Source organism: Algibacter aquimarinus, from assembly GCF_039543265.1.
GTDB lineage: Bacteria > Bacteroidota > Bacteroidia > Flavobacteriales > Flavobacteriaceae > Algibacter_B > Algibacter_B aquimarinus.
Map to the genome: position 1 here is coordinate 864,498 of NZ_BAABJK010000004.1, position 18,732 is coordinate 883,229.

An 18,732-nucleotide genomic window follows, 5' to 3' on the forward strand; every position below is an offset into this window, starting at 1 on the left:
ATTTTTTTAAAATCCAACATTAACACCAATAGATATAACTCTATTTGGGCTATAATCATTTCCTTCTGGAGTACCAGCTAAGTTGTATTGCGGATCTAAACCAGAACGTTTAGCCCACATAAACAAATTCTCACCAGTAAGAAATAGTCGAAATCTGTTTACACCTATTTTTTCAGTAACAGTATCACTTAAATTATAAGCTAAACTTACATTTCTAAGTGCTAAAAAGTCAGAATCCGTTAACCATCTTGATGAAAGTCTTGCAGATATATTTTGGTCTCCATTTTGTAAACGAGGAACATTAGTTATATCTCCTGGTTGTTTCCATGCATTTAGAATATCGGGATGTAATGATTCACCATATTCACCTTCATGCATCATATCTGCATATCCGTAGTCTAATAATTGTCCTCCTAATTGATAGGTTAATAAAACACTTAAATCAAAGTTTTTATAACTGATACTATTGTTAATTGATCCTATTAAGTCTGGAACCGTATTTGAATCGATGTAGCCACGACCTGCTTCTTGAAAATCGTTAGTTGTTTTATGAGTTCCATTATCGTTTAATATAGGAATCCCCACATTTCCATCATCATCTTCTTCATACATATAATACAGCGCATCCCCATTACTTGGATCTACACCAGCAAAATCATGAATGAAGAAATCATATCTTGATCGACCTTCTGCCCATCGCTTAGACCCTATTACGAATGGCTCGGGTAACGACTCAATTTTATTTTCTAAAGTTGATGCTTGTAAGCCTAAATCCCATGAAAAATTATCAGTATCTACTAAACGAGCATTTAAAGTAAGTTCAAATCCTTGATTGTACATGTCTCCAATATTATTTGGTCCTTGATTTTGACCAACACTCGGTCTTAAAGGCACATTATATAAAAGTTCTGAAGAATTCTTTCTGTAGAACTCTAAGGCTCCAGATAAGCGGTTATTAAACAACCCGAATTCTAAAGCTAAATCCCAACTCTCAACACTTTCCCAACGTAAATCTGCGTTACCTGTTGATTGCCAAAAAATACCAGGGTCGCCTTGATTTGGAAGAATTCCATATAAAGCCTGTGAAATATAAAAATCACGTTCGAGAGTAGTAGCATTAATATCTTGCCATAAAAAGTCATTTCCTACTTGACCATAAGATCCACGTAATTTTAAATTATTAACAAATGAAACACTATTCATAAAACTTTCCTGATCAATTCTCCATGACCCTCCAAATGAATAGAATGTACCCCATTTGTTATTTAAAAAAATAGATGAACCATCTCTTCTAACAGATCCACTTAAATAATATTTATTATTAAAGTTATAGTTAAGTCTGGCAAAAAAACCTTCAAGCCTATAATCTTCTCTACTTCCAGATCCATCTAAAATGATTGAAAAATTATCTAATTGATAAATTCCGGATGCTGTTTCAGTTTCTTTAAACGTTCTTTGCTCTTCATAAGCTCTATTGAAACTTTCATGACCCAATGTTAAATCAACATTATGATTACCAAAAGACTTATTATAATTAATTATTTGATTAAAATTTTCAACAGTTCTTGTAAATCTAGTTTCATCAAATCTCCCATTCGGATCTCCATCACCAACAACTGGGTTCTCATAACTCTGATTAATACTAGTTTGAATATCTTTACCGTAAGTTAAGCTTAGTTTTAAACCATCTATAATGGTTATATCGGTATTAAATCTGTAGCCATAATTATTTCTTTTAGTGAGTTCATTATTCAAAATCGCCTCTTCTAAAGCATTACGACCAATATTAGTTGGTCTTGATTGAATGCCTAAGGCGGGATTACCTTCTCCTCTATCCCACAAAATATTACCAGCTTCATCCCTTAAAATTACTCCAGTGTTAGGGTCTAATAAGAAAGGGGAATAAATAGCCCCTATATCTTTAGCAAAACTAAAAACGTTAGCTGTTGCATTATTTCTTGATGGAGGACCTGTTGTCTTTTCATCTGCAAAATTAATGCTAGCTCCAAATGTCAACCAGTCAGTTGCATCTAAATTACCATTTATACGGCCAGTAGTTCTCTCATAATCACTTTCAATAACATATCCTTTTTCTTTTAAGTCAGAAATCGAAAGAAATATGTTACTGTTTTCTCCACCTCCTGCAACAGTCACAGAATGATTTTGCCTGCTTCCTTGTCTTTCTAAAGCATCCCACCAATCTAAATCCTCTGCAATTAGAGAAGCATTAGGATTTATTTGACCATCAACTCCAACAATTTGATCGTTAGGGACATCAAAAGGATTTCTACCTAAAAGACCAAAAATATTTGCTGAGGCTGCTGCAGCAGGATTTGCAGATGCTTGACCAACAGGTGAGTTTTTATAAGCTTGCCACATAGCTTCGTAGTACTGTGAAGGACTAGTTGCATCGTATTCATCTATTGCTCTGTTCATTATTCCATACTGACTAGTAACATTTACTGAAACACCAGAACCTCTTTTTCCTTTTTTAGTGGTAATTATAATTACGCCATTTGCAGCACGAGAACCATAGAGTGAAGTTGAGGCTGCATCCTTAAGAACAGTTAAAGACGCTATATCATCTTGATTTATCTGGTTTAGACCTCCTTGAAAATCTATACCATCTAAAATTATAAGAGGTGTGGTACTACCATTTAAGGTTCCTACCCCTCTAATTACAATACCTGGTGATGATCCTGGCTGTCCTGAAGCCGAAAGAAATTGAACGCCAGAAACATTCCCTTCGATAGCAGCGATAGGTGATGTTAATGATCTTAATTCTAAACTTTCTGACTGAACAACAGCAGCAGAACCAGTAAATGCTTCTTTTGTTGTTGTTCCATAAGCTACAACAACAACTTCTTCAAGAGCTGTAGCATCTTCTTGAAGTGTAATATTAATCGTAGTACTTGTTCCAACCACAATTTCACTTGTTACATACCCTATGTAACTAAATACAAGTGTTTCACCTTGACTTGCATTTAACGAATAATTTCCATCAAAATCTGTTGATGCTCCAGTTCTAGAACCTTTAACAAGTACCGTTGCTCCCGGCAATGGCAAATTATTTGCGTCCGTAACTTGTCCTGTGATAGTTTTTTCTTGCGCTTGCAATGATGCTAAACCGCCAATAAAAAAAACTAACATTAAGTAGTAGTTTTTTAATTTCATAAATTAAGTGTTTTGAATTAGTCTATGCAGATTGAAAAAAGGTAAGCAGTAAGGTTTTTTAAGTGACTAATTCAAAAAACTATAACTTTACAATGAAATCAAAGTTCAGAGAAATCATAAAGAATATTTTAAGTAAAGTACTCTTACTACTCTACCTTTTACAATTGCAACAACGAAAAAAAGAATAAAGAGCTATTGTAGAGGCAAACCCCATAATAGTTTACTTTACCGATAGTATTTTACTTTTGATTTACTTGGCTTTTACTTTATTTTGAGAATGAATAAACTCTGAAGGCGTTAGTGAAGTTTCCTTTTTAAATGCTTTATTAAAAGTTACTTTGTTATTATAGCCTACTTCGTAAGCCACATCAATTATATTTAAACTCCCATGAACATCTTCTATTAGTATTCTTGTCGCTTCCTTAATTCTAAACTTATTTATCAGTTCGAAAAAATTCATTTCAAAATGTTCATTAATTATTTGAGAAGCATTGTGCCTTGTAGTGTTTAGCTTTTGTGAGAGTCTTTCAAGATTAATATTGTTTTCTTTGTAGACCTTCTCTTCAACAAGAAGTTTTATCAAATTCTCTTTAAGTTCTTTTGATAGTGCGTCTGTTAAGCCTGATTTCTGATATTTCTCTGAAAATAATTGGTCTCTAAGTGGAATAAATTGATTTTTAAAAATATCAGGCTGTACATAGGCCATATATGCAATATATATAACCATGATAGACATAACTAATACTTGTATATAGTACATATAAACAGACCCTAAAACATCAAATACTGAAAACCCATAAAATAAATATGAAATCACATAAATAATGTGTATTCTGTAAATATTCTTTTTCCATTTAGCTTCATATTTAGGAATATTTCCAATAGAGTTTCCTTTCTTTTTATGAAATAATAGTATTCCTATAAGCACTGTATAAATAGATAACGAAATCACTTTAGAAATAAAAATTACAGAATCAAACGTTATTTTATCTGCATGAATATCTAACATCATCTTCACTTTTTCGGCTGAAGATGCTTGATACATTGGAAATAAAAATATGAGTAATGCTATTGTTGGTAAAACATGAAAAAGATGAACTATTTTAAACTTATACGTTCTAGTTACACTTCTAAAATAAAAATATAATAATGGCCCAAATAACAAGGCAACCAATGAAGATATTCTATATGTATGAGGGAAATTATATCTGTAATTTGTTATGTATAATACAAATTCAAGTATAAATAAGGAATGGGCCCCTACAAAGCAGGATATAAATAATTTGGAAAACTTGTTAGATTTTTTAGTAAAATTTATTGTGACGGAAAAGAAGAAACCTATTAAGGCTACGTATAAATATAAAAAAGACAACCAATTAAAATTGGCAATATATTTTTTTTTTAATTTTTTATACTGATTTGAATCTTCTATACTTTCATAAGCTCCATTATTTAAAATTGAAAAGTCTAGTGTATTATTAATGTACTTTTTTGTAAAGACATAAGCATCATCTGGCTGCTCTAATTCTGCATTAAGTAAAGCTAATTTTTTAAAAATTTGAATTGAATCATTTCGTTTAGTCAATAAAGCGTCATGATAAAGAGTCAACAATTCTAGCTGAGTCATATCATAGTTAATACTCTTCTCATATATTAAGCTATCGATTTGGACTCGTGGTAAACTTTGTGTATTACAAACCAATGTGTTCGTTGCTTGCATGTTAAACACAAAACATAACAAGCATACTAAAATGAATACTTTAGGCTGATTAGTCATTAATTTGATTGATGAATAAAATATAGTTGGCATGGTTAATACCCAAATAACACCAACTTAACATGAAATTATAAATAATGTTGCTTAAAACTCTTAAAAAAACCTTAAAAAGGTAATCACCGATAATAAATTACCTCTAAAGTGAGAACTCCATTAGTAATATGCAAAAAAAAGGTTGCTAGTAATTTAGCAACCTTTTTCAATATATTATGTAATTTAAGCTAATACTTATGCTCTTACTTTTTGCTCCCAATTCCATGCAGAAAGCATAGCATCATCAAGAGATAATTCGGTTTTCCATCCTAATTCGTTATTAGCTAAATTTGTATCTGCATAAGCTGCAATAACATCTCCTTCTCTTCTATCTACTATTTTATAGTTTAGTTTTTTTCCAGAAACACGCTCGAAAGATTCTACAACTTCAAGCACAGAACTCCCTTTACCAGTTCCTAAATTAAAAGTCTCATATTTTGCTTTATTTTTATTTTCTAACAATCTTTTTAGAGCAATAACATGAGCTTTTGCCAAATCAACAACATGAATATAATCGCGAACGCAAGTACCATCCGGAGTAGGATAATCATCTCCAAAAACAGATAATTGTTCTCTTAAACCTATAGCTGTTTGTGTAATAAATGGCACTAAATTTTGTGGTACTCCTATTGGTAACTCACCAATATGAACAGAATCATGTGCACCTATAGGATTAAAGTAGCGTAAAGCTATAGCTTTTAATGTTGGAACAATTTTACAAGTATCTTGAATAATTTCTTCACCAATTTGTTTTGTATTTCCGTAGGGAGACTCTGCTTTTTTAACTGGTGCATCTTCTGTAATTGGCAATTCATCTGCTTGCCCATAAACAGTGCATGATGAACTAAAAATAAAACTAGCTGAAGGCAACTTCTTCAGTTCTTTAAGGATATAAACCAAAGTCCCTATATTATTTTCATAGTACATTAGGGGTTCTTTAACACTCTCACCTACCGCCTTACTGGCAGCAAAATGTATAACTCCTTTAATGTCATTATGCTTTGCAAAAAACAATTCTACTTTATCCTTTTCTTTAAGGTCTAATTTTTCAAATGCGGGTTTTACACCAGTTATGGCTTCAATCCCATCTAAAACTTGTTCTGAAGAATTAGACAAGTCGTCGATAATAATAACCTCATACCCTTCATTTTGTAATTCAACTACGGTATGAGACCCTATAAAACCTAAACCTCCTGTGACTAATATTTTATCCATTTATAAATTCAATAATTGTTGATGTAATAAATTCTATTTGTTCATCATCTAACTCCGTGTGCATTGGCAAGGAAATTACTTCTTTTACTAACTTATTGGTTATTTCAAAATCAACTTCCTCATACCTCTCATCTAAATATGCTTTTTGTTTGTGTAGTGGAATTGGGTAATATACACCACAAGGAATTCCTTTTTCATTTAAATGTTTCGCAAGTGCATCTCTATCAATACCCTTAACTCTTAATGTATATTGATGAAAAACATGACAATCACAATTATCGCAAATTCCATTACAGCTTTTACTAACTGTTTTAGGTGTTATTATACTATCAATACCTTCAAAGGCTTTACTATATTTTCTTGCAGCTGCTTGTCGTGACTTATTATAACTATCTAAATGGGGTAATTTCGCATCTAAAACTGCAGCTTGAATACTATCTAATCTTGAATTAACTCCAACAACATCATGATGATAACGTTCATACATACCATGATTTACAATACCTCTAATAGTGTGTGCTAAATCATCATCATTAGTAAAAATGGCTCCCCCATCTCCATAACAGCCTAGGTTTTTGGAAGGGAAAAATGATGTAGCTCCAACATTACCAATAGTTCCTGCTTTTACTTTTTTACCATTTTTGTAGGTATAATAAGCACCAATGGCTTGCGCATTATCTTCAATAACTAAAAGGTTATTAGCTTCTGCTATTTCCATAATGGCATCCATATTAGCGCATTGTCCGAATAAATGCACTGGTACAATGGCCTTTGTTTTTGGCGTAATTGCTTTTTTTATGGCCTCTATATTAATGTTAAAATCGTCTTCATTAACATCAACTAATACAGGTGTTAATTGTAACAAAGCTATAACTTCTACCGTTGCAGCAAAAGTGAAATCTGCGGTAATTACTTCATCACCGGGTTTTAATCCTAAACCCATCATTGCAATTTGAAGCGCATCAGTACCATTAGCACATGGAATAACATGCTTTACACCTAAATATGCTTCTAAATTCTTTTGAAATTGATGAACTTTTGGACCGTTTATAAACGCAGCAGTTTCAATTACTTCTTGTATTGAAGGATTAACAACATCTTTAATGTCGTTATACTGACCTTTTAAGTCAACCATTTGTATTTTCTTCATCTAAAATAATTTAAAGTCTGTATTTTAAAGAAATCCTGACTTATTTTAATGAATCCCAATGTGGGTTTGTAGTTTTCAAAATTACAAAATTCATACACGCTAACCAATGAATTTGTTTCAAAGAAATGTATTTTAGCAGTTAAAGAAAGAATATTGCGTTTTATTTATAACATAGGAATTTATTTAACCGATTTTGCCTTAAAATGCATTGCTCCAATTAATAATAAGGTAAAAAAAGGTGTACTTGGAAGATCGGAAACCTTTAAAATCCTTAAAAAAAACATTACCACAAAAGATAAAACATTCTGGTTTCATTGTGCATCATTAGGAGAATACGAACAAGGACTTCCTGTTTTTAAAGCATTAAGAGATCAATACAAAAACCACAAAATTGTACTTAGTTTTTTTTCTTCTTCAGGTTACGAAATAAGAAAAAAAACACCGATTGCAGACGTTGTAGTTTACCTTCCTATTGATACTAAAAAAAACGCCAAACGGTTTTTAGATATTTTAAACCCTGAACTTACTATTTTTGTTAAATATGACATTTGGCCAAATTTTTTGAATGCATTAAAATTCAAAAACCTTCGAGCTATTTTAATATCTGCTTCTTTCAGGAAAAGCCAACTCTACTTTAAATTCTATGGTAAAGAATTTAGAAACGCATTATTTGCATTCGAACATATTTTTACACAAAATGAAATTTCAAAAAAACTACTTTCATCCATAAACTATAATAAAGTTACTATTTCGGGCGACACAAGATTTGATCGTGTTTTTAGTCAATTAGAATTAGACAATACTCTAGATTTTATAAGTGATTTTAAAAACAACAATCTTTGTATTGTTGCAGGAAGCACATGGCCTGAAGACGAAACTATTTTAATAAACTACATAAATAATAAAGCGTCGAAAGATATTAAATTCATTATTGCACCTCATAACATAAAACCAACACAAATAGAAAATTTAAAACAAAAACTAAATACAGATGCTGTTTTGTTTTCTGAAAAGACAAACAAAAACCTTAAAAATGCTTCCGTTTTTATTATTGATACTATAGGAATACTTACTAAAATTTACAATTATGCAGATATAGCATATGTTGGCGGAGCTATGGGCAATACAGGTTTACACAATACCTTAGAGCCTGCAATATTTGGGGTTCCTATCATTATTGGCAAAAATCATTCTAAATTCCCTGAAGCACAACAAATGATTGAAAATAAAGGTATGTTTTCAATATCTAATCAAAAAGAGTTTGACGAAATTTTAAACGAATTAATATTTAATTCAGAAAAAAGAAAAAAAACTGGAAGCTATAATTTCAATTTTATACAAAAAAACAAAGGTGCTGTCATCCAAATACTCGATTATCTGCGTATATAAATTGATATCGTTAACATTTGTTAAAAAGATCCATTATATTTTGTTAATATTTAACAAAACTTTTTAAATTAGTAAACAATAAACACTAAAACACAAACCGATGAAAAAATTATTTTTAAGTACTGCTTTATTACTAGCGTTAAGTTTAACGTTCACATCTTGTAGAGATACAAAAAAAGCTGATTCTGTAGAAGACGCTATTGAGAACGCGGGAGATGCTATTGAAGATGCTGCAAATGATGCTGTTGACGCTGCTGGAGATGCCGTTGACGAAGCTGGAGACGCTGTAGACAATGCTGTTGATGCCGCTGGCGAAGCTGTTGACAATGCAGTAGACGCTGCAGGCAATGCAGTTGACAGTGCAGTTGATGCTGCTGATAAAGCTGTAGACGATGCCGCTAAGGCAACTGGAGATGCTGCAAACAAAGCTGCTGAAGCTGTAAAAGCTAAAGTAAAAGAAGTTAAAGTTGATCACTAATAACTTATATTGAACTTATAAAAAACCGCCAAATGGCGGTTTTTTTATTAAATTTATATTCTCATCCCAAATAGATTACCATCGAATAATGCAAAAAAAAAGTATAACGATTTTTTCTTTATTTTTTCTATTAATAGCTACTGGAAGTTCGTTCTCTCAGGATATTGCTATTCGTACTAAATTCATTGAAAGTGGTAATTTGTATAAAAATTTCAACGATTTCACCAATATTTTAGCTCAATTTGAAGAAAATGAAAAATGTATAGTTACTGAATATTTAGGCAAATACACGTATAAAGTAAAGTATAAAGAATGGGTAGGCTATGTTAAAGATGACTTTTTAGATGTTAATGAAGCTATGATGGATCTTTATTTTGCCAATGAAGAAAAGCAAAGACTTAAAGCTATTGAAGCAAAAGAGAAAAGACAGAAAAGAATAAGAGAAATTACAAAACCTAAAGATGATAGTATTAAAAAAAGAAAGCAAGACTCTTTAAACAAATTAAAAGAAGCCCAACAAAAACAACTGGAAGCTCTCAGAATTGCTAAACTAAAACAAGAACAACTAGCCAAACAAAGAAAACTAGATTCTATGGCTGAAGCTAAAGAAATTCAAAAAAGAAAACAGCTTGAAGCTCTTAAAATTGCCAAGGAAAAACAAGAAGCTCGAAACCAAAAAAGAAAGCAAGACTCTTTAAACAAATTAAAAGAAGCGCAACAAAAACAACTGGAAGCTCTCAGAATTGCTAAACTAAAACAAGAACAACTAGCCAAACAAAGAAAACTAGATTCTATTGCCGAAGCTAAAGAAATTCAAAAAAGAAAACAGCTTGAAGCTCTTAAAATTGCCAAGGAAAAACAAGAAGCTCGAAACCAAAAAAGAAAGCAAGACTCTTTAAACAAATTAAAAGAAGCTCAACAAAAACAACTGGAAGCTCTCAAAATTGCTAAACTAAAACAAGAACAACTAGCCAAACAAAGAAAACTAGATTCTATTTCCGAATTTAAAAAAGAAGACCCCAAATATTTAGAAAAATTTAAATTTAAAAATACTTGTCATTATTTTATCAATGAATATGATAACTATTATAAACGACAAATAATAATAACAGAAAAATATTCGCTTAATGAGAAATTAAGTATTGAGCTTATTAGGGAGGGTAATGTCGCAAAAATCCATATTAACTTAGCAGAAGATTTAGGTTGCGTTAGTTATGTTCCAAGTACAAGATCGAGTGTAAGGTTTACTCTTGAGAACAACCAAGTTATTATTCTATACCATTCAGGAAGTTTAAATTGTACAGATTTTAGCTTAGAGGCTTTATTATCAGACTCTAAAATAGATTTACTGAAAGAATCTCCCATAAAAATGGTTACTTTCAGGGGCACAAAAAAAGCGGTCACTACTTCGGATCTTGATTATAAAGATTTTTTTATTGATAAGCTAAAATGCATTGAATAATAAGTAAAAAAGGCAGCTTAAAATTAAGCTGCCTTTTTTACTTTGATATTTTTTATTAGCCTATTTAATAACAACACGTTTAGTAACTGAAGTTTCATCAGAATTTACTTTGAGTAAGTAAACACCAGATGCCATTTCTGAAACATCAATAGCATCATTTTCTAATGTCTTAGTTGCTAAAACTCTTAACCCTAAAATATTATATAATTCAACTGAATCAATCTCTGTTTTTGAAGATTTAATTGTTATAGTTGTTGAAGCTGGGTTAGGATATATTCTAAAATCTGAAACCGCAAAATCCTCTGTAGACAATACGTCATTAGCTGGATCAACATTTGGTCCTCCAAAAGTAGAATCAGGTAAAGTTGTTCCACTAAGAGCATCAGGAACGTTTTTTGCATCCGTACCTGAAAATGTCCAATTTGGTCTTGTTGAACCTGAATTAGTTTGTCCAGCCATCCAATCTGTAACTGAATCATATCCTGTTGAAGTACCTTGTCTAGCTATATAATAAACATTTGATGTTGAGCCACCTCCTGGAGTATTATCGCAACTAATAACCGAGCTAGTACTAGGAAAAGAGAAATAACCAGGAGTAGTTGTATAATTTGTAGTTACATTCATTTGAGCCCAAGCATATTCAGTATCAGCAGCCCCACCATCATCATCCATAGAACTTACAGAATCATATATATTCCACGAAGTATGAGCTCCGGCTGAATCAAACTCTCCATCAAGAGGACTTCCATCAACTACTACACCATCTGGATCTGCAGGTGCACTAATAAGTAAATAGGATGCTGTATAATCCAATAAGTCACCATCGTATCCTGTTACAGAAGTTTGATCATAATCATTAGATCCTGCAGCCGCTAATAAAGTAGCATAAGAATTAGTTCCTACGGCTGGTGTAAAAGTAATTGTAAGATAACCATTAGCCCCAAAACTAAGACCACTTAAATCTAAAACTTCTTGGACTTCACCAAGGTTTCCGCTTTCTCCGTCACCTTCAATTGTTATAAAATAAGTGCCTGCAGGCAATGTTCCACTAGCAGGTCCTCTCAATTCAATATATTCGTCAGGAGTGTCAGTACCAGATATGCTGGCAATTAACTCGTTGATATAATAACCTGCAGAATTATCATAGGTTTGACTGTAACCCAAAGCTGAGATAAGTAATAATGCAAAAAGTAATTTTGTTTTCATAATTGTTTTAGTTTTAGTTAATATTAAATTTTTATAAATTAAAATCAGTGAAAATTATATCTAGCCTAAAGTCCTAGGAACTATTTAATAATTTTAGAGAAATAATTGGTTTACCAAATTGGTTTACCAAATATAATAAAAAAATCGTAACTATTTAGCTAAAAGAGCATTAAATTAAACATTAACAAAAAACACAATTAATATTAAACTAAATATATTTTAAGTATAAACCTTTATCAATCAAAATATATGTTATAAATTGGTTAACCAATTAATTTTTTATGAAAAAAATACTTTATAGTTTTATATTTTATGTTTCATTTGTTAGTCAAGTTAACGCTCAAGTTACTTTAAGCTCTAACGGACCTGGGAATACCTATGAGGATATAAATGCCGTTTTAGCTCCAGGCAATAATGTTATTGAAGTACCTGATTGTGTTCACACTGCTTTTGGAAGACATATTGACGAAGTTTTTGATAATGAATTAAACACTAATGTTTTTCGTTTTATAGCTCATAGAACCCCTGATAACGATAGATGTCAAAATTTTGACAGACAACGAATTGAAATAAAAACTTATAGTCCTTCACCAGATAATTTAAAAGCCGTAATTGGTGAAACAGTTGAATACAAATGGAAATTTAAGTTACCTAGTAGCTTTCAAGTATCTCCAAATTTTACTCATTTGCACCAAATAAAATCTGTTGGTGGATCTTTAGCATCTATTCCTATGATTACTTTAACTGCAAGGAAGGGAAATCCAGATCGTATTGAATTAAGATATACACCAACTAATGATCAAAATACAATACAGACTGCAGATTTAAGTTTATTTAAAGGGCATTGGGTGGAAGTTAATGAAACCATAACGTATGGCGATAATGGTAGTTATTCTATCGTAATAAAACGTATTTCCAATGGAGCAACATTATTAAATTACAACAATGCATCACTTGATATGTGGCAAGACGGCGCCGATTTTGCAAGACCAAAATGGGGTATTTACAGAAGCTTAAATACTATAAGTGATTTACAAGATGAGGAAGTTTTATTTAATGACTTTAGCATTGAAGAAATTCAAACTTTAACTAATAAAGAATTAAAAGAAAAACTTGATAGTGTCCGCATAATTCCTAATCCATCTAAAAACTCCATTACTTTCAAAAACATCCAAAAAACGGATTATGATGCCATTGTTCTGCACAATAGTTTAGGTGCCGAGGTTAAAGTAATTAAACGGTTAAAAAACAAAAAACTAGATGTTTCTATTTTAAGTAGAGGCCTTTATTACATTAAACTTGTTAAAGATAAACGTGTCATAAAAGTATTAAAGTGCTTAATTGAATAAAAATCTTCGATTTATTAAATAGAAAAAGGTTGTTGAACTTTCGTCCAATAACCCTTTTCAATAACTAAAATAAATTGAACTTAATTTTTATATTCCTAAACCTTGTCCTCCACCAACTTGTATAGTTTCAGCAGTTAAGAAAGAAGCATCATCACTCGCTAAAAATGAAACAACTGATGCAACATTTTCAGGTTGACCTAGTCTTCCTAACATAATATTATTTTTCCATGAAGCAAAAACTTCTGGCTTTGTTGATTTAATTTGCTTGTGGAAATCAGTATCTATAGTACCTGGAGATACAGCATTTACTCGAATACCATATTCAGCTAAATCTTTAGCTAAGGCTCTTGTTATTGCATGAACTCCTGCTTTAGATGTTCCATAAATACCGGCACCAGGTCCTCCAGCGTTCCATCCGGCAATTGATGTGTAATTAATTATAGAAGCATTTTCTCCCTTTTTAAGAAATGGGATAGCTGCTCTTGAAGCAAAAAAAGTAGAATCAAGATTCAATGCCATTACAAATCTGTAAAATTCGGTAGTCATTCCTTCAAATCTAGATCTTCCACCTAAACCTCCGGCATTGTTTACAAGAAGGTCTATTTTTCCATACTTCTCTCCAATTTTATTAATATTTGAAGTTACAGCTTCTTCGTCTGTTACATCAAATCCATAATACTCCGCAGTTATTCCTTCAGCAGCAAGCTCTTTAACTCTATTTGCCCCTGCTTCATCTTCTATACCATTTAAAACTACTGTATACCCATCTTTCCCAAGTCTTTTTGCTACTTGAAAACCTATACCACCTGTAGCTCCTGTGATTACTGCTATTTTACTCATAATTATTTATTTATATTTAATTTTTATATTGCTTATATAATTTTACTTTTCTTTTAAAGGCTCAATTTTAGGGCATAAAACCCAAATGGCTAGCAATGCTATTATTGCTAGTGCGCCACCTATTATAAATGCAGGTGTATAATTACCACCAGTTGTTACTAGCGTAACTAATATTGTAAGTCCAGCTGCACCTAGTTTAGCGGCCATTCCTGCAAATCCTGAAAGTGTCCCTACAATTTTCCCACTGAAAAGATCACTTGGAATGGTTTGAATATTTCCAATTGCCACTTGAAACCCAAAAAGTAAAACGGCCATAATAATTACTGCATTTATAGCAGAACCTGGCGCCTTTAAGAGGAAAAAACACGGAAGCATAATTAAACAACCTAATGTAATAGTCATTTTTCGTGTTTTATCTATCGACCATCCTGCTGAAATTCTATTTTTGGCAAGTAAACCACCAAATATTGCTCCAACCATTGCTCCAACATAAGGTACCCACGCTGAAAATGCTATTTCTTTTACATTCATTCCAAATACTTCTGACAGATAAATTGGTATCCAAACAATAAAAAGCCACCAAATGGGGTCGATTGCAGCTGAGGCTATTATAACTCCCCAACTTTCTTTACGCTTTAATAGTTCGCCTGTACTTGGAGTATACCCTTCATCATAATTTCCATCTTGGTCAATGTCTTGATTTTTTTGTCCAGATAGAATATATTTTTTTTCATCTTCTGTAAGCCAAGGGTGGGATTTTGGTGTTGCTTTCACAATGTATAACCACGGTAATAACCATAAAAAACCAAGTACTGCTACTACTATAAAAATAGCCTTCCAATCGAAATAAACTGATAATAGTCCAATAACTGGGTAAGCTACTATACCTCCAATAGCTGCTCCTGAATTAAAGATTCCCTGAGCAAGTGCTCTTTCTTTAGTTGGGAACCACTCTGCATTAGCTTTAGCAGCTCCGGGCCAGTTTCCAGCTTCTGCAATCCCTAGTATTGATCTGAAAATTGAAAAACTTAGAATCCCTTGAGCAAAAGCGTGTAACATAGTTGCAATAGACCACACTCCAATTGAAAGAGCAAAACCTAATCTCGTTCCTATCCAATCGAAAATTTTACCAAAAAGAGCTTGACCTCCAGCATATGATAATATAAAAACAGTTGATATTGTACCATAGATTGCTTTATGCCCATCTTTATCCATTTCAGGGAACAATTCATTGGCAATATCGGGCCAAAGTGCTCCAAAGGCTTGCCGATCAATATAATTTATAACAGCAGCTAACGCCACAAGTCCTACTACCCACCATCTTAAGCCTTTAATTTTCATATTTATATTTCGTTTTAAAAATCGTTTAACTAAACGCTATAGCAATATTGATATAACACACTAAAATGCGCTTTCATCTTTTCTTTAGCTAATTGCGGATTTTGTTGTTCTATAGCATCATATATAGCTTGATGTTCATCTATTCCTTTTTCTGCTAACCCTTTATCACAAACGTGATAGGTTTCGAAATTGGTTATAATTTCTGGTGTTATCATTAACATAAAGGTATTCATTGTGTTATTGCCACTAGCTTTAGCAATTGCCAAATGAAACAATAAATCTTCTTGTACGGCATCTTCACCATTTCTAACTTTTTCTGAAAAAGCATTTAAAGCAGATTTCATTAGAGCTAAATCTTCGTCTGTTCTTCTTGTAGCTGCTAATCTTACTGTTTTTAATTCTAATAATATTCTTGTTTCTACTAAAGACTTAAAATCTTGATCTCCTAGCCTTAAAATATCGTCAATCATACCATTCATGGCAATAACTCCAATATTTGCTACAAAAGTTCCACTTTGAGGTTTTGATTTTAATAAGCCATAAAATTCTAGTTTTTGAATAGCTTCCCTTACCATGCCTCTGGAAACCTCAAACTTTTCAGATAACATTCTCTCTGAAGGAAGTTTATCCCCTGGTTCTAAATTTTTATAGTTTATTAATTCTCTTATTTTACTAATAACAAGATTTTGAACCTTTTGATTATCGCTTACTACTAATGTTTCTAATTTCATATAACTTATTGTTTCTATAAAGAGTTAATCACTTAATCGCTCAATTTAAAAAATATTTAGGTAACATTTCTTAAAAAGAAATTTAATGATTTATATGTCATTATTTTAGTGACTTACTTCTAATTCGTAATAGTTTATTTTTGAATAAGCACCTTCATCTCTGGTTTGAAAATAGTTTCCTGCTTTGAAATAATTTTCAAAAACACCCCACCTTCTCATGTGAATGCTTTCGTAGACTTTATACTCATTTCCATTCAAAATTATTACCATTTTACCTTCTGATACTTTAACCTCCAGTGTAAATTTTCTAAAACCAACTTCTTGTTCAAAATTAAAACCTTCGTCATCATCCCATGCCTCTTCATGTAAAATCTCTTCATCACTGGCACTTAAATTTTTAAGCACTTTGGTTTTAACTCTAATTTTACCATTATCCCAATATATTTTTAATATTGGTGGAGCATTATTGTCTTTCGCTCCAATTAAATCTCTTTGCTCATTAGTTAATCTACCATGAATTTGCATAATTATAGTTCTATGGTATTTCCCATCAGAATCTCTTGTGGTTCCTCCCATTTCTAGCTTACCCTTCATGTTAGCTCCTTGAGGAAAAGTCCAATTCACATTATTATCACCTGGTACCATTTGCTCTCTTAATTCTGATCTGGAATACTTTGTATTTGCAGTTACAGAATTACTAGGGTAAGCATAAAAAACTAAAGCTCCTTTTACAGAATCGTTATACATAAAAGGTTTTAAAACCTCGTTTGTAGCATAATCAAAAATTTCTGGTGGTTCTACATTTATAGTTTTGCCTTTGCCTTCACCTTCTGGAATAGTAACTTTCCAGTGGCTTAAATCAATTTTAGGTAACTTAATCTTCTTTCTTTTCTTTTTCTTATTTTTTTTTGTTTCAACTTTATCTTCCGACTCTGAAACGCCACCCTTGTCGGTTTGACTCGTAGCGTTTACAGAGAGAAATGCTATTAACAAAATACTTAATATTTCTTTTCGGAAATGTTTCATTTTACTATTATTTTTCAACTAGAGGCAATTATTGTATTTAATGTTATTGTATTAAAAACCTGGTGTTATTATGTCAATATTATCAATAAATACCTCATTACTACTATCAACCGCATTTAAAGCCCTAACATAGATTACTGCAATGTTGGCTGAAGCCTCGAATGTTACCGTAGTAGTTGTAAATGTATCGTTTGAACTTGATGATTTTGAACTATTAAAGTCGTTATCTATCAAGGCGTAACCATCTGTATTAATTGCACGTGCTGCTGCAGTATTAATAGCTTCTTCAGTAGTTATCTCATTATTTAAAATAAATACTTCTGTATTAATTCCTGCAGCTTCAGATCGTGTATCGATAGTAAAGGTATATTCAACACCTGGTTCAACAGCTACTAACTGATATAATCGACGACAACTATTACTTAGTTTTACACCTCTTCCTCCTCCTGCATTAGGACCAAATTTATTACCATCACTTGTAGATCCTGGTTGTTCATTGGTACAGAATGTAGCGTCTATATAAGCATTCAATTCATCATTACGCCAAAGTGCTCTATATGGGCTATCTATTGTTCCGAGAACATCATCAACCACCGTGCTGTTAGGCGTCATATCCCAAGCATCAGCATTATCACCAGTATTTGATGTATGAACATTACAATCAGCATTTTGCACAATAACTTTAAAAGTTGGTTCTATTCCTCCTACAGGAACCGGTTTTGTAATACTTCTGGAAACCCCTGCAGCATTAGTTGTAGTTAGTGTAACATCATATGTGCCTGCAGCAGCATAAGTATGTGTTGGACTTGCTTCGGTTGATGTATTACCATCTCCAAAATCCCAGCTGTATGATACTGCTAAAATTGATGCATCAGTAAACTGTACATCTAGTGAAGACACATCAAATGTAAAATCTGGAACGGTAGATAATACCAAACCTTCGATATTTTTAGTTACAGAAACTTGAACTCCTAAATAATTTGTTGCAGTAAGTGTTGCTTGAAAAGTTTCAGCTGTTTTGTAAGCATGTACAGGACTAAAATCTAAATCATCTTCTGTATCTTCAACATTCCACTCCACAATATCTCCATCACCAAAATCCCAAACTAAACTTTCTGCCCCAGTTGTTAAATTCTCGAAAGTTACTTCAGAATCTATAGCAGTAAAGTTAAAATCTACAAAAATAGGTGATACATTCTCTGACGCATTAGCTACTAAACCATCAGAACTTGTTGTTGTTAATGTTACTGCATATAAGCCTCCTGTAGCATATGTATAATCTGGATTTGCTTCAGTTGATGTATTTCCATCTCCAAAATCCCATAAATAAGATACTGCATCTGTAGAATAACTTCTAAACACAATTTGTAAATTATCACTAGCACTTGTACTTGTTGTAAATAAAGTGTTAGGCTGAATGTTATTTACATTTCCAGTGGGTGGAACAAACTCTTCATAACCAGTGTCGTAACATGATATAAGACCCAAAAACATAAAAAGTAATAACAAAATACTTTTTATTGGGTTTTTAATTGCTTTATAATTCATAACATTAAATTTT

General features: G+C 32.0%; 14 protein-coding genes. 4 read left to right on the forward strand and 10 right to left on the reverse strand.

Features of this window, described 5'->3' with window-relative positions:
* Positions 1-6: 6 nt before the first annotated feature.
* The 4 genes from ABD939_RS06645 to ABD939_RS06660 all read right to left on the reverse strand — a co-directional run bounded on the left by ABD939_RS06645 (position 7) and on the right by ABD939_RS06660 (position 7,349).
* Entirely contained in the window at positions 7-3,174 is a 3,168-nt protein-coding gene (locus ABD939_RS06645) for a SusC/RagA family TonB-linked outer membrane protein (RefSeq protein ID WP_345166022.1), read from the reverse strand.
* Positions 3,175-3,424: 250 nt separating this feature from the next.
* Positions 3,425-4,801 (reverse strand): helix-turn-helix domain-containing protein, encoded by a 1,377-nt coding sequence (locus ABD939_RS06650; protein ID WP_345166024.1) that lies wholly within the window; start codon positions 4,799-4,801, stop codon positions 3,425-3,427.
* A gap of 378 nt (positions 4,802-5,179) precedes the next feature.
* On the reverse strand, positions 5,180-6,199 hold the full coding sequence (galE, locus tag ABD939_RS06655) for a UDP-glucose 4-epimerase GalE (RefSeq protein ID WP_345166027.1): 1,020 nt from the start codon (positions 6,197-6,199) through the stop codon (positions 5,180-5,182).
* Positions 6,192-7,349, reverse strand: a complete 1,158-nt coding sequence (locus tag ABD939_RS06660) for a DegT/DnrJ/EryC1/StrS family aminotransferase (RefSeq protein ID WP_345166029.1) — start codon at positions 7,347-7,349, stop codon at positions 6,192-6,194. Before ABD939_RS06660 ends, galE begins: the two co-directional genes overlap by 8 nt.
* Before the next feature lie 153 nt (positions 7,350-7,502).
* On the opposite strand from ABD939_RS06660, the gene ABD939_RS06665 reads away from it, so the two are divergent.
* The 3 genes from ABD939_RS06665 to ABD939_RS06675 all read left to right on the forward strand — a co-directional run bounded on the left by ABD939_RS06665 (position 7,503) and on the right by ABD939_RS06675 (position 10,678).
* Complete coding sequence (locus ABD939_RS06665; RefSeq protein ID WP_345166032.1) at positions 7,503-8,738, forward strand: 3-deoxy-D-manno-octulosonic acid transferase; 1,236 nt, start codon at positions 7,503-7,505, stop codon at positions 8,736-8,738.
* 100 nt (positions 8,739-8,838) lie between these two features.
* On the forward strand, positions 8,839-9,216 hold the full coding sequence (locus ABD939_RS06670; protein ID WP_345166035.1) for a hypothetical protein: 378 nt from the start codon (positions 8,839-8,841) through the stop codon (positions 9,214-9,216).
* Positions 9,217-9,304: 88 nt separating this feature from the next.
* Entirely contained in the window at positions 9,305-10,678 is a 1,374-nt protein-coding gene (locus ABD939_RS06675) for a hypothetical protein (RefSeq protein WP_345166038.1), read from the forward strand.
* 60 nt (positions 10,679-10,738) lie between these two features.
* Here the strand turns inward: ABD939_RS06675 and ABD939_RS06680 are convergent, their stop codons facing one another.
* Positions 10,739-11,884: a T9SS type A sorting domain-containing protein gene (locus ABD939_RS06680; RefSeq protein WP_345166040.1), complete on the reverse strand. Its 1,146-nt coding sequence runs from the start codon at positions 11,882-11,884 to the stop codon at positions 10,739-10,741.
* 281 nt (positions 11,885-12,165) lie between these two features.
* Between ABD939_RS06680 and ABD939_RS06685 the strand changes: the two genes are divergently transcribed.
* Positions 12,166-13,233 (forward strand): T9SS type A sorting domain-containing protein, encoded by a 1,068-nt coding sequence (locus ABD939_RS06685; protein WP_345166044.1) that lies wholly within the window; start codon positions 12,166-12,168, stop codon positions 13,231-13,233.
* An 87-nt stretch (positions 13,234-13,320) separates the two neighbouring features.
* On the opposite strand, the gene ABD939_RS06690 is transcribed toward ABD939_RS06685, so the two are convergent.
* From ABD939_RS06690 to ABD939_RS06710, 5 genes are all read right to left on the reverse strand, one after another.
* Complete coding sequence (locus ABD939_RS06690) at positions 13,321-14,073, reverse strand: SDR family NAD(P)-dependent oxidoreductase (protein ID WP_345166049.1); 753 nt, start codon at positions 14,071-14,073, stop codon at positions 13,321-13,323.
* 42 nt (positions 14,074-14,115) lie between these two features.
* Positions 14,116-15,414: an MFS transporter gene (locus ABD939_RS06695; protein WP_345166052.1), complete on the reverse strand. Its 1,299-nt coding sequence runs from the start codon at positions 15,412-15,414 to the stop codon at positions 14,116-14,118.
* Between the two features lie 29 nt (positions 15,415-15,443).
* Positions 15,444-16,145, reverse strand: a complete 702-nt coding sequence (locus ABD939_RS06700; protein ID WP_345166055.1) for a FadR/GntR family transcriptional regulator — start codon at positions 16,143-16,145, stop codon at positions 15,444-15,446.
* 105 nt (positions 16,146-16,250) lie between these two features.
* Positions 16,251-17,171, reverse strand: coding sequence for a polysaccharide lyase family 7 protein (locus ABD939_RS06705; RefSeq protein ID WP_345166061.1), 921 nt, complete (start codon positions 17,169-17,171; stop codon positions 16,251-16,253).
* Positions 17,172-17,222: 51 nt separating this feature from the next.
* Positions 17,223-18,719 (reverse strand): PKD domain-containing protein, encoded by a 1,497-nt coding sequence (locus ABD939_RS06710; protein WP_345166064.1) that lies wholly within the window; start codon positions 18,717-18,719, stop codon positions 17,223-17,225.
* Positions 18,720-18,732 lie beyond the last annotated feature (13 nt).

Bases quoted from the DNA above. Each gene is read 5' to 3' on its own strand.
- ABD939_RS06690 (WP_345166049.1), bottom strand. From the start codon at position 14,073: ATGAGTAAAATAGCAGTAATCACAGGAGCTACAGGTGGTATAGGTTTT.
- ABD939_RS06675 (WP_345166038.1), top strand. From the start codon at position 9,305: ATGCAAAAAAAAAGTATAACGATTTTTTCTTTATTTTTTCTATTAATA.
- ABD939_RS06660 (WP_345166029.1), bottom strand. From the start codon at position 7,349: ATGAAGAAAATACAAATGGTTGACTTAAAAGGTCAGTATAACGACATT.
- ABD939_RS06695 (WP_345166052.1), bottom strand. From the start codon at position 15,414: ATGAAAATTAAAGGCTTAAGATGGTGGGTAGTAGGACTTGTGGCGTTA.
- galE (WP_345166027.1), bottom strand. From the start codon at position 6,199: ATGGATAAAATATTAGTCACAGGAGGTTTAGGTTTTATAGGGTCTCAT.
- ABD939_RS06645 (WP_345166022.1), bottom strand. From the start codon at position 3,174: ATGAAATTAAAAAACTACTACTTAATGTTAGTTTTTTTTATTGGCGGT.
- ABD939_RS06700 (WP_345166055.1), bottom strand. From the start codon at position 16,145: ATGAAATTAGAAACATTAGTAGTAAGCGATAATCAAAAGGTTCAAAAT.
- ABD939_RS06650 (WP_345166024.1), bottom strand. From the start codon at position 4,801: ATGACTCAGCTAGAATTGTTGACTCTTTATCATGACGCTTTATTGACT.
- ABD939_RS06710 (WP_345166064.1), bottom strand. From the start codon at position 18,719: ATGAATTATAAAGCAATTAAAAACCCAATAAAAAGTATTTTGTTATTA.
- ABD939_RS06705 (WP_345166061.1), bottom strand. From the start codon at position 17,171: ATGAAACATTTCCGAAAAGAAATATTAAGTATTTTGTTAATAGCATTT.
- ABD939_RS06680 (WP_345166040.1), bottom strand. From the start codon at position 11,884: ATGAAAACAAAATTACTTTTTGCATTATTACTTATCTCAGCTTTGGGT.
- ABD939_RS06685 (WP_345166044.1), top strand. From the start codon at position 12,166: ATGAAAAAAATACTTTATAGTTTTATATTTTATGTTTCATTTGTTAGT.
- ABD939_RS06670 (WP_345166035.1), top strand. From the start codon at position 8,839: ATGAAAAAATTATTTTTAAGTACTGCTTTATTACTAGCGTTAAGTTTA.